11 protein-coding genes and 1 tRNA gene are annotated in these 11,803 nt (G+C 64.7%); 9 read left to right on the top strand and 3 right to left on the bottom strand.

What is annotated here, in order from left to right; all coding sequences use genetic code 11:
• Window positions 1–117: 117 nt before the first annotated feature.
• Entirely contained in the window at window positions 118–804 is a 687-nt protein-coding gene (locus RIU96_RS11800) for a MerR family transcriptional regulator (RefSeq protein WP_259884284.1), read from the bottom strand.
• Between the two features lie 73 nt (window positions 805–877).
• Between RIU96_RS11800 and RIU96_RS11795 the strand changes: the two genes are divergently transcribed.
• The 3 genes from RIU96_RS11795 to RIU96_RS11785 all read left to right on the top strand — a co-directional run bounded on the left by RIU96_RS11795 (window position 878) and on the right by RIU96_RS11785 (window position 3,325).
• Window positions 878–1,768: an SDR family oxidoreductase gene (locus RIU96_RS11795; RefSeq protein ID WP_136651690.1), complete on the top strand. Its 891-nt coding sequence runs from the start codon at window positions 878–880 to the stop codon at window positions 1,766–1,768.
• Window positions 1,765–2,202 (top strand): anthrone oxygenase family protein, encoded by a 438-nt coding sequence (locus tag RIU96_RS11790; RefSeq protein ID WP_068483897.1) that lies wholly within the window; start codon window positions 1,765–1,767, stop codon window positions 2,200–2,202. The genes RIU96_RS11795 and RIU96_RS11790 overlap by 4 nt, the downstream gene beginning before the upstream one ends.
• A gap of 265 nt (window positions 2,203–2,467) precedes the next feature.
• A complete protein-coding gene (locus tag RIU96_RS11785) occupies window positions 2,468–3,325 on the top strand; it encodes an exopolyphosphatase (RefSeq protein WP_136651689.1) in 858 nt (285 codons plus the stop codon).
• Window positions 3,326–3,649: 324 nt separating this feature from the next.
• Here RIU96_RS11785 and RIU96_RS11780 read toward each other — a convergent pair whose 3' ends face one another.
• Window positions 3,650–5,173, bottom strand: coding sequence for a recombinase family protein (locus tag RIU96_RS11780; protein ID WP_181729331.1), 1,524 nt, complete (start codon window positions 5,171–5,173; stop codon window positions 3,650–3,652).
• Window positions 5,174–5,238: 65 nt separating this feature from the next.
• Between RIU96_RS11780 and RIU96_RS11775 the strand changes: the two genes are divergently transcribed.
• From RIU96_RS11775 to RIU96_RS11760, 5 genes are all read left to right on the top strand, one after another.
• Window positions 5,239–6,198: an AAA family ATPase gene (locus RIU96_RS11775; RefSeq protein WP_220184543.1), complete on the top strand. Its 960-nt coding sequence runs from the start codon at window positions 5,239–5,241 to the stop codon at window positions 6,196–6,198.
• 1,159 nt (window positions 6,199–7,357) lie between these two features.
• Window positions 7,358–8,101: a hypothetical protein gene (locus RIU96_RS11770; protein ID WP_136651688.1), complete on the top strand. Its 744-nt coding sequence runs from the start codon at window positions 7,358–7,360 to the stop codon at window positions 8,099–8,101.
• A gap of 2 nt (window positions 8,102–8,103) precedes the next feature.
• A complete protein-coding gene (locus RIU96_RS11765; protein WP_136651687.1) occupies window positions 8,104–9,285 on the top strand; it encodes an XRE family transcriptional regulator in 1,182 nt (393 codons plus the stop codon).
• 18 nt (window positions 9,286–9,303) lie between these two features.
• Entirely contained in the window at window positions 9,304–9,621 is a 318-nt protein-coding gene (locus RIU96_RS12020; RefSeq protein ID WP_353955724.1) for a DUF2188 domain-containing protein, read from the top strand.
• Window positions 9,618–11,228 carry a DUF6119 family protein gene (locus tag RIU96_RS11760; RefSeq protein ID WP_136651686.1) on the top strand — a complete coding sequence of 537 codons (1,611 nt, stop codon included), beginning with the start codon at window positions 9,618–9,620 and terminating at the stop codon, window positions 11,226–11,228. Before RIU96_RS12020 ends, RIU96_RS11760 begins: the two co-directional genes overlap by 4 nt.
• A gap of 38 nt (window positions 11,229–11,266) precedes the next feature.
• Here the strand turns inward: RIU96_RS11760 and RIU96_RS12015 are convergent, their stop codons facing one another.
• Entirely contained in the window at window positions 11,267–11,653 is a 387-nt protein-coding gene (locus tag RIU96_RS12015) for a helix-turn-helix domain-containing protein (protein ID WP_144689923.1), read from the bottom strand.
• 77 nt (window positions 11,654–11,730) lie between these two features.
• Between RIU96_RS12015 and RIU96_RS11755 the strand changes: the two genes are divergently transcribed.
• Window positions 11,731–11,803 (top strand) — tRNA-Ala (locus tag RIU96_RS11755).

Here is an 11,803-nt window from a genome sequence, read left to right as displayed (position 1 = left end):
ACCACGGCCCCGCCGTAAAATGCGTGCATCCAGAGAAGTAGCGGGGCTGGATCCAGAGAAGTAGGGGGTCTGGCTCTAGCGATGGCAGGGCAGGTGATCCGTGTCGAGCGATGAGCGCTATGCGCGAGCTTGACGTGTGGGAGTGTCGTGCCTGGTGGTTTCGATCTTCTGGTTGAGCTGGTTGGCGTAGTGCTGTTGGGCAAGGAGCACGAGGGAGTCCAGGAGTGGGCGGCGAAGCACGCTGCCCAGGACGACACCGCGGATCATCGTTTCGAGGTTCTCGGCCTCAGCGACGGCCCGGACGTCGATGCGTCCAACCGCGTCCGCGGCGTCGGCGTACTCATCGAGACGATCCAGAAGAAGGGTGAGGTCTTCGGCCTGCAGCTCAGCTATCGCCTGAACCGCTGCGGCGTGCGCGGGCGACTCCTCCTGGCATCGCCAACCGCGCGCGGTGACGAGCTCCGAGAGTAGCTGTAACGCAGCCTCCTCGCCTGGGACGGCTCCAACGTCGCCAACGAGTGCGTCTTGGGTGACGCCCATCGCATCGAGGACGGAAGACTCAATGCTGACCGCCTGCACGACCTCCCGAACCTTGTCGAGCGGAAGCCCGGCAACCTTCACGAGCGCGCGGATCAGTCGGAGGCGTTCGAGATGGGCATCGTCGTATCTGGCCTGATTCACGCTCGTCCGTCGCCCCGGCTGCAACAGCCCTTCGCGCAAGTAGTACTTGATCGTGGGCACGCTGAGCCCTGACCGCCGTGACAGCTCCGCCATCCGCATCTCCACGTTGCACCTCGTTCCCATCGCGCTGGCGCTTTCAGATGGATAATACTAGTATCCATAAATAGATAATCGCACTATCCGTGAGGAGGCGGGGATGGCACGCATCGCTGTCATAGGAGCAACCGGGTACCTCGGTGGGTACGCCCTTACCCGCCTGCTGGCAGACGGCCACACAGTGCGCGCGATCGTGCGGTCGCCAGAGAAGGCATCGCTACCAAAGGGTGTCGAGACCGTGCGGGGTGACGTCACGGCCCCCGACACGTTGGTGGCCGCGTTCACCGACGTTGATGGCGTGCTGCTGACCCTCAACGGTGGGAGCGACCCTGAGCGGGCGCGACACATCGAGGAAGACGGCGTTGCGAACGTTGCCGCCGCCGCTGAAGCGGCTGGGGTGCGGCGCGTGGTGCTGATCTCCGGCATGTTCGCACAGCCCGCCTATGCCGACTATCCCTGGGAACACTCCAAGGCCCGTGGCGAGCAACTCTTGATGGCCAGCCCGGTGGCATCCACCGTGTTCCGTGTCGGGTTCATCAATGAAACGCTCGCGAAGTTCATCCGAGGCGGCCGCCCGGTACTCATCGGCAACCAACCGCACCCGATCCACCCCGTCGCCGCTGACGACATCATGGCGGCTGCCTCCCGCGCGTTCGAGATGCCCGAAACCGCGAACAAGGTCTACGACGTGGCCGGGGAGCAGACGATGACATTGCGGGAGGCGACCGCCGCATACGCGGGCGCAATATCCGGCAAGCCCGTTGCATCGAACGCGGTGCGGGTCATGCCGCTCGGGTTCATGCGCGCCATCAATCGCCTATTCCTGAAGGGCGAGATGACCAGACCCCTGGGCATCCTCGACAGCATTGACCGCCACGGCGACGTGACCGACACCACCGCGTGGTTCCAGGACTTCGGCACCCCTCCCACCCCGTTCGCCAGGTGGATCGCGCTACAGCGCGACAACGCCGCCGAAAGGTCAACATCATGAACTGGCTGGAGACTGCCACCATCCTCGTCACCGGATTCGTCGGGTCAGCCGAGTTCGCCTCTGTCGCACTCGTGCACCCCGTGATCCGAAAACTCGCTCCCGACGACCAGCTCACCTTCGAGAAAGGGCTGCTCAAGACCTACGGACGCATCATGCCCATCGGCATGACCGCCGCCACCGTCCTCGCGATCACCGTCGCAATCCCGACGCCCTCGGCCTGGCTGATCTCCGCCGCCGTCGCCCTCGGGATCGCGCTCATCGTCACCATCTTCGGCAACGTGCCCATCAACTTCCGCACCGGACGCATCAAACAGGACACCGCACCCGAAGGCTTCATCGCAATGCGCCGCCGTTGGGATGTCTTCCAGATCACCCGAGGATCGCTTCAGCTCCTCGGGTTCATCCTCGTCACCATCGGACTCGCCGCCGTCTAGCAACTTCCCTCACCAGAAAGCACACGAACGGCATGAACAGAACAACGCCCGAGCGCCGCGAACTGAGCCACGGCTGCGCCCCCGGAGCACAAGGTATCCACCCCAGGTAATTCCTCCGTCGCCATCTCAACGGTCAGCCGAGAGTTTCGAAATGGCACTGGGATAAGTCGAACAGTAATGCTGACGAGCGGCGGGCATAGGGGCGCGTTGGTGAGCGTCCTGGTCTGGCTCCTGGTGGGCCACCTCCTTCACGGGAGGTACCACCGTGGCCGAACACACCCCGCCCGCCGCCGACGACGCTGCGGAGCCGGGCAGCCGAGGATTCGGGACGCCCGAAGGGCTACGCGCCCTGCTCCTCCGCCTGCACGAGTCTGGGCCTGGGGCGTGGCAGGGTGATCGGGAGGCGGCGGATCTGATGCGCTACACCGCCGAGCGGTATCGACGGCTGGCCAGGAAACACAACCTCGACCCGTGGCATATCGCGTCGGCGGCGTTCGAGGTCATGCTCGCCCCCTCGACGCGGAACGCAGGGAACCCGTGGGCCGTGGTCACCCGCGCCGTGCAGATCACCTGCGGCGTCGAGGCTCGGGCTGCTGGGCTGTTGGTGGCGACGAGCAAGGCCCGCCGCACGCCCAGGATCGCCGGATTCCATGATGCCGTGCGGTTCGCGGACCGAGAGGGCCTGGCCGACTACCATCCTGCGTTCGCGGTCGCTCCCGACGATGATGATCCAGAGTCCGGTGAGGATGACGGGCCGGTCGCTGCCGTGCTGTCGGAGGTGGTGGGACTGTTCGTGTTGGAGGGCTGGGATGCCGCGCTCGTGGCCGACTGCGTGGAGCATGTGGCCTATCGGCTGGCTGACCTGTCTTCGCGGTCCCGTGCGGTGGAGGTGCTGCGCCGCGACCGCACCGTGCCGGTCGTGCTGGGTCTGCCGCCACGGTCCTGGACTGCGCTGCTGCGGATCGTACTGGGCCATCCCGCGGCGAAGCACACCGGCACCCCGACCGGCGACGGCATACTGCTGCGCCTGCTCAACGGTGAACCGCCGGACTCACTCCGCGACGACAACGCGCTGACAGACGCCATACGCGCCGCCCACCCCAACCCGACGCCTGAACGGTGAACCTCCTCGGTGGTGCGGCCCGGCCTCCGGGTGGCATCGACCGGGTGGCGCTACTCGCGACAACATCTACATATAGCGTTTGCATCGCTTCATTCGCACTAGATATTGTGGTTGATGCTGCGTACCTGTCTGACATGGCAACCACAGCAGCACACAGCACCCCCAAGGCTTCCCCGGCACCCTCGGCTCGTGAGCGGCAGAGCCGGGTTCCGAGCGGTCTGCCGCCGGGGTTTGACCCGGTGGTGTGGACGCGCGAGGCGTGCGAGTGTTCCGGGGTGCCGGTCGGTGTGACCGATCCGGTCGCCCTGGCGAAGCTCCGCGTCCTCACTCGCCCCAAGCGATGACCTCGCGCGTGCCGTGTTGGTTCAGGCTTTGAAGGTGAGTTCGACGCGTTCGGGTCGGAACCTCGCCCCGGTCTTGCCGGGCTGTGCGGGTTTGACGATGAGGGTGTCGAAGTGCGGCGATGATTGCTCGTTTCTGCGGGATCGACCACTCGGTTTCCCACGCCTCTCGTAGTGCCTGCTCGTCGCCGATGGGGATACCCTTCAACGCGGACGACTTCGCGTTACGTCCCAGGACGAGTTCTGCGTTGTTGATTGCCGCGGTGGCGGCGGTCTTCGCGGCGTGGAGCTCGGTGCGGGAGAGCAGCCCGGCTCCGTAGTCGCGGGCCATGTCCTCCATCCGCTGACGGGCGGCGGTGATCTGCTCCATCGCCGCGGTGATCCCGGCGTCCTCGCCCGGCGCGGCGGTCGGCAGCGTGGTCGCGGCTAGGCGCGCGATCATCGCTTCGCTTACCAGGGTTTCGATGCCGTGCGCGGACACGACGAGCCCGCCCCGCTCGGGCCTGCCGGGCAGGGGCAGGCAACGGTAGAAGCGGCGCTTCCCGATAGACGTCTCGCCTCGGTGCAACCCCGACGACACGAGCGTGTTCCCGCACTTCGCGCAGGAAATCAGCCCGGCGAGCAGGCTTTTGGAGGAGCGGCCCACGCGCCGGTCGGGATGGTTGAACACCGCCCGGATACGCATCGTCTCTTCCGGGGTGATGATCGCCTCCCAGTTCCCCGGCCCCAGGATCGCCCGATCGCGCCGTTCCCACGTCGCCGTCGTCTTGGATGCTGGTTCGTAGGCGCGCTGCCCCGAGATGCGCGCGGAGCACAGGATCGAGCCGACGGTGCTCTCGTGCCACACGTTCAACCGGCTCTTGCCTTTCGACGGCGGTGTTGGTCCGTCGTCGCGGTTGAGCCACCTGGTGATCTGCCGCACCGACTGCCCTGCGAGGAACCGGTCGGCCATCTCGCGGATGACGGCGGCTTCTTCGGGGATGAGGACGCCGCCGATGCCGTACCCGTACTTTGCCCCGCCGTGCCAGTCGCCGCGCTCGGCTTTCTGCTGGTTCGCCCGGCGGATGCGGTCGGCTTTGTGGCCGGATTCGTAGGAGGCGATCGCGACGAGCTGACGGGCCATGAGCCTGCCTTCGTGGGTGTTCAGGTCGAACGCGCCGCCCTTGACCGTCTCGATCCGGATCGGATGCGTCTCCACGAGGTCGATGAGGTCTTCCAGTTCGCGGGGGCGACGGTAGAGGCGGTCCACATGCCATGCCACAATCCGCGACGGCCCCAGCTTCACGCGTTCGAGTAGGTCGAGGTAGCCGGGGCGTTTCTTGCCCGAGTAGGCCGAGATGTCGTTGTCCATGAAGATCGCCGGGTCGCTGATCCCGAGCCGCGCGCACAGCTCCAGGCAGTCCTGGCGTTGCCGCTCGACCCCGGCCTCCGCACCGGTACGATCCTCGGAGATGCGCAGGTACACCACCACCTGCTCCATGCCACTGCTTGCTGCTGTGCCGTCCATGACGACCTCCCTCGTTGCCTGGTAGGTACGCCGGTCAAACCCGACACGTCGACAAGACGACCGCGATGAACGCACTCCGCCGGGCGTGGGAAATTGAGCATGGTGCTGGGTCGGTAGTGGGGCTGGCACCGTCTGCGGTGGCGGCGCAAGTACTGGCCGACAATCTGGGCATTCAGACGGAAAACACGGCGAAGTGGTGGACCACCCACCAACACACCGGCGCCACCTTCCAGCCCGGGCAGCTGGTCATCATCGACGAAGCCTCCCTCGCCGGCACCCTCTCCTTGGACCGGATCACGCAGGCAGCCGAGGATGCGGGGGCGAAGGTGCTGCTGGTCGGTGACTACGCACAGCTCCAGTCCGTCGACGCTGGCGGTGTGTTCAGCCTGTTGATCCACGACCGCCACGATGCCCCCGAACTGGTCGATGTCCACCGCTTCACCCACGCCTGGGAGAAGACCGCATCCCTGGAACTGCGGCACGGCCGCACCCCAGTCATCGACACCTACCTGGCACATGACCGCATCCACGATGGCGACGCCGAGGCCATGACCGATGCCGCCTACACCGCCTGGCGCCACGACCGACAGCAGGGGTTGGCGTCGGTGCTGATCGCCGAAACCCGCGAGAACGTCACCGCCCTCAACGTCCGCGCCCGCGCCGACCTCATCCTCGACGGCACGCTGAAGCCCGGCCCCGACATCACCCTGTCCGACGGATCACAGCGAGCGTGGGTGACACGATCATCACCCGCCGCAACGACCGGCGGTTGCGGAACCGACATGGCTGGGTCCGCAACGGCCAAACCTGGACCATCACCGCCGTGCGTGACGACGGGTCGATCACGATCCGCCCACCCGGTACCCGGTTCGGCAACAGCATCGTCCTACCCGCCGACTACGTGGCCGAGCACGTCGACCTCGGCCACGCCGTCACCGCCCACCGCGCCCAAGGCATCACCACCGACACCGCCCACGTCCTCGTCGAACCCACCACCACGAGGGAGAACCTGTATGTCGCGATGACCCGCGGACGGGAATCGAACCAGGCCTACGTCATCCTCGACCGACCCGACGGCCACGCCACGTCGCATCCGGGCGACAATCCCGACGCCACCGCCCGCACGGTCCTCTACGGCGTGCTCCAACACAGTGGTGCTGAGCTGTCGGCGCACGAGACCATCACTGCCGAACAGGACCGGTGGGGCTCGATTGCCCAACTCGCCGCCGAATACGAAACCATCGCCGCCGCAGCCCAACACGACCGCTGGGCTGCTCTCATCACCAGAAGCGGCCTCACCACCGACCAAGCGCAAGCCGTCATCGACTCCGACGCCTTCGGCGCTCTGACCGCGGAACTGCGCCGGGCCGAAGCCAACCACCACAACGTCGACACCCTCCTGCCACGCCTCATCAAGGCGCGCGGGTTCGCTGACGCCGACGACATCGCCTCCGTCATCCGCCACCGACTCGCCAACGCCACCACCCGACCTGCCGGCTCCGGCCGCACACGACAGGCACCGCGCCTCATCGCCGGACTGATTCCCGAAGCCACCGGCCCCATGACCCCCGACATGCGCCAAGCGCTGACCGAACGCCGCCACCTCATCGAAGCCCGAGCAGAAGCGGTCCTCGACACCGCCCTCCACACGCAAGAATCATGGGCTATGGCACTCGGTCCGATACCCGCGACTGGGCGGGAGCGGCAGCAGTGGCGACGCCGCGCCCTGGTTGTAGCTGCTTACCGTGACCGGTACCAGATCACCGATCCGACACCGCTCGGCGCCCAGCCCGAAGGCACGGCGCAGAAGATCGACCGCGCCCGCGCGCGGGTCGCTGCGGAACGAGCGCAGGCGGCGGTGCCTCAGCGCAGCTCCAGTACCGCTCCAAGATCAGTGGCCGTCGAGAGGAAGCCCGTAGGTCCGACAATGTGATCGGCATCTTCGGCCGGGCTGCATGTCACGTGACCTGTTCTGGCCGCGGAGTCGAGCTGCACCCCTAGAACGCGGAGTCGGGCTCACTGGCGGCGCCCCAGGCGACACCAACGTGGAGTGAATTGACCTCGGGAGGTACGAAGCTCCTGCATTTACGAGCGATCAGATGGCCACGACACGCGCGAGAATGAAGGATCTGTGCGCAAGGCTGAAGTTTGGGATAGTCTGAACTCGCCATCGAGAGGAGTCCCATGACAGGGCAGTGCGAACGCCAGGACTGGCGCGGCGAGTTCACACGAGAGGAACTATGTGCAATCCGCCGGGAGGTTCCGCATGCGATCCAGAGGAGTCAGGAGCGTTCCGCCCGAGCCCACACGGAGTACGACGACCCTGATGGCGACCAAGACGTGTACGGCGCCGGTATGTCCCGTGGTGTGCAGAAGGAACTCCGCACTCTTCTCGCCAACTTCTCCTCCTACCGCGAGGTGCAGATACCCAGGAGTCGCCGCACGCTGACTTTCCTCGGCAATGCACTGATTTTCCCGCTCCGGGTGGGCAAGCAGATGCCTCGAAACCACCGCCGCATCAGGCTTAACTACCTCCCGGAGTCGCGTCGCGAACTCTTGGAGCAGACCAGCAACACCAAGTACGTCGACGCCGGACTGTTCGAGCTTGACGAGGCTTTCGGTGTCGAGCAGCCCGCCCGACTCCGCGACGCGCTCACCGTCCTCAGTGAAGGTGACACGCGCGCAACACTGTTCGTGCCCTACTACAGCAGCTCGCCCCAGGGTGTCGGCACGATTTACTTCGCTCCGGCACAGCTCAACGGCCGCTACCTGGTGTTCACCGACCCCGAACGCCTCACTTATCAGGTGCCTGTTGCGGGCGAGGCGCCCGCAGCCGTGCTCGCGCCTGTTGGCAGCTTCGCGGATGGTGATCGCCCCCGCACTACCGTGAAGCTTCGCCCTCGCCCGGCCGAGAAGGAAGGCAGTTAACGATGGGCGACCCCCGTAGTCAGTCCACAGACGCGGCTGATGTTGCGAGACTTTTCGACCCCGCCCGACTTACCCAAGCTCGACGCATCAACAAGATGTCCAAGGCAGAGCTCCACCGCAAAGTCGGCGTCTCCGCCGCCGCTATCGGACAATACGAACGTGGGGAGGTTCGCCCTCGGGCCGAAACTGTAGCCGCGCTGGCCGACGCCCTTCGCGTTCCGCCGGGATTCTTCGCCCTTGGGCGACCTCGCGCCCAGGTCGACATCGCCGAGGCTTCCTTCCGGCGTCTCCGCTCTACCAGCGTCGCTCAACAACAGCAGGCCACTGCTTACGTCGAGCAAGCCTGGGAACTGGCGTGCTACCTCGAAGAGAGCGTCGAGTTTCCGGAAGTCGACCTTCCGGAGTGGGCCAGCGTTGACTCCGCCGATGTTCCGGACCCCGTGACTGCGGCACAAGCCGTTCGGCGACACTGGTCCTTGGGGAGCGAACCCATCCGGCATCTTGTGTACCAGATGGAACAGCACGGAATCCTGACGGTCTTCTTCTCCATGAAGCAGGACGAAAGCTTGGACGAGAAGAGCCGCATTGACGCGTTCTCGACCACGGCACTCCCTCGCCCGATGATCGTGCTCACACCTGACAAGGCGAACGACGTGATGCGGCACCGCTTTTCAGCAGCGCACGAACTGGGGCACATCGTGCTACATCACGGTCGACATGGGACCGACAGTCAGTTGGAACGTCAAGCAGACATGTTCGCCGCCGAGTTCCTAACCCCGCGCGACGTGATCGCCAACGAGCTACCGAGGCGGGTCAACTTCAACCGCTACGAACAGGTCAGCCAGCGGTGGGGTGTCTCGGTGGCATCGCTGCTCTTTCGATCCCGTGAACTTGATCTCCTATCCGAGTCCACGGTTCGCCGTGGCTACATCACGCTGAACAGCCTTCCGCGACGGCCGATGCCTATTGGTGACTTTCCTGGAGAGCGTCCGGAGTTGTTGAAGTCAGCGATCGACCTTCTTGATGGCTCTGGGACCAGCCTCGCCAAGATCGCAGCCGACCTTCAGATGACCCCCCGTCACGTGCGACGCCTGGCAGGCATTGACGATCCGCAGCCGAAATTGACTCTCGTGCCGAATCGGCCGAATGACCCGAACTCGGCACTCCCGCACGAGTTCATGTAGAAGAAGGGGAAGAGCATCATGGGAAAGCCCAACAAGCGCGTGGTGCAACAACGCGACGACGGCGACTGGGAGGTCCGGAAGCCAGGCACTTCGCGGGCAAGTGCGGTCACGCCAACGCAGGCCGCCGGCATTGGCAGGGCGCGCACCATCCTCGGCAACGACGGGGCGGCGAGCTACAGGTGCGTTCCAAGAAGGGGGCCATCCGTGCACAGGACACTATCGCCCCTGGCAGCGATCCACAGTCTTCAAAGGGATGATTGCCGTGCCTGCCCGCGGAGCCCGATAGGCGATCTGGCTCCGCGGACAGCCCCGTCACCGCCGACAGGAGCATCATGAAGTCGAGACGACTCACATTCTACCTCCTACGAGAGGACATCGCCGACTTCGACGATGCTCTCGACCCGGACAAGCCAAGTGTGGCCGTCGAGATCGACCCATCCACCGGTATCGACGGCCGTTTCTTCTACGTCAAGCCCCAGCCATCCGTGCCGGCATGGGTTGGGTTCGTGCAACCTCTACTGACGGACCAACTCAGTGACATCCGCTCAGCCTCCACATCGGGACTGTTGCTCCTCCGGACGAGCGGCCGGATCTTCGCGCTCACCTTCGGATATGGACGATCATTGCTCGACCTCTCCAAGATCGAGTACCAATTCGGTCTACGCGTCGCGCTCAACCGCATCGATCCTCGTCAGATCCGCAGCCTCGACACCAAGACGTTCGAGGATCTTGTCGTGTCAACCAACACTCAAGTGAGCAAGAGTGCTGAGCTGCCGACCTTTGGTGTCGACATCTCCCGAGACATTCTGCGCGCGGTAACCGGCGAACCCCGCGACCAAACATTCTCCAAGAGAATCGCTGGAGCGGACTCACTGGTCATGGGTGTCACGACCCCATCGTTGGAACTTCCTGCCATCTGCGACGACCTTTTGACTGCTTTCGACGCAGACGACTACAAGACGGACTTCGGCTGGATCGACCAGCTCTCACTCGTGCGGGATGACGCGACCGTCGAAGCACTCAACAATCTTCTTGTAGCGCAGCTGCGGACTGGGTCAACTGGGGCGACACACCTCGCCATGCCAGAGACGATCGACTGGGAGGACATCGACGGATTCACGATCGCCGGAACTCGCAGCCACGTCTACGAAGACCTGGACCTCGATGATTATCTGAGCCGACTTGGGGACGACCGCGCCACAATCACGCTGAAGAACCTTAAGACTAGGACTGTCTCCGTCCGGTTCGGGCGCTCGGGGAACTTCGACAAGCGGTGGAACCTCTATCAATGCATCGTGACCGAACAGCGGCTCGATAGCCGCCTTCATGTCCTCATCGAAGGACGCTGGTTCGCTGTCAGCTCCACGCTCGTCGAGGAAGTAGACGCGTTTGCTGCTGGCCTACCAGACACGCACGTGGCCCTTCCGCCGGCACGTTCAGGTGAAATCGAAGCCGACTACAACACGCGCCTGGCGGCGTCCTCGTCACAGCACCTGCTGAAATTGGACGCACGCATCAAACGACCTGGCGGTGCTAGCAGTGGCATAGAGTTCTGTGACGTCCTCTCCGACCAGGGTGACCTGATCCACGTCAAGCGGAAGTCCCGCTCCGCAACATTGAGCCACCTATTCGCGCAAGGAAGCGTCTCCGCCTCCACCTTCATCAACGACGGCGCGTTCCGAACCCAAGTCCGCCAGCTGATTGAAGACGAGGTCGCGGCGGAGTCACGCGAGACCTGGCTCCGGCTCGTGCCGAGAGACGACGAGACGGTAGATAGATCGCGGTACAGCGTCACGTACGCAGTTATCGCGAACTCGACTCGCGAGGGACGCGACTGGCTCCCGTTCTTCAGCAAGCTGAACCTGATGCAGCAAGGCCGTCAACTCGTCACCATGGGGTTCAGCGTCGCCGTGGCCCGTGTACCGATCACTGCCTCCGAGTAGAGCGACACTCGGGGTCACCCTCCAACGCACTGTTTCCTTCATCGATCACGGGCCTGCGAGCCACGTAGAGTCACGCCGACCGCGAGCAAGTGGTTCCGAATCGTGCCAGCTGAGTACCCCAAGTCGTCACCAATGCGCTTTAGTGATTCGCCGGCCCGGTAGAGCCGGGCCATCTCTCGAACCTCTGCGGAAGAAGGAGACGCTCCGCGGATGCGGATGCCTCGCCCCCGAAGCAGTGACGCCAGTCGGTGACGGCTCAGCCCGACATCGTTCGCGACCGCGCGGAGCGCCTCGCCATCGTGATACCGCCGTTCCAGAGAGTCGAGTGCCTCGCTACCGATGCTGCGGTGCGGACTTACCGGTTCTGGCTCACGTTGGGTAGGCCGCCCCGCGCGACTGCGGGTCGTTCGGTGCAGTGATCTCATGTAACCCACCGGTGGGGCGAGTTTCGACAAGCCTTCTGCTAGCTCCACTTCATACAACCACATACGTTTTTCACCATGGGGCTATGGCGCAGCTGGTAGCGCACCACACTGGCAGTGTGGGGGTCAGGGGTTCGAATCCCCTTAGCTCCA

Source organism: Corynebacterium sp. Z-1, assembly GCF_031844665.1.
GTDB lineage: Bacteria > Actinomycetota > Actinomycetes > Mycobacteriales > Mycobacteriaceae > Corynebacterium > Corynebacterium sanguinis.
This window is presented reverse-complemented; position numbering and strand designations above follow the sequence as displayed.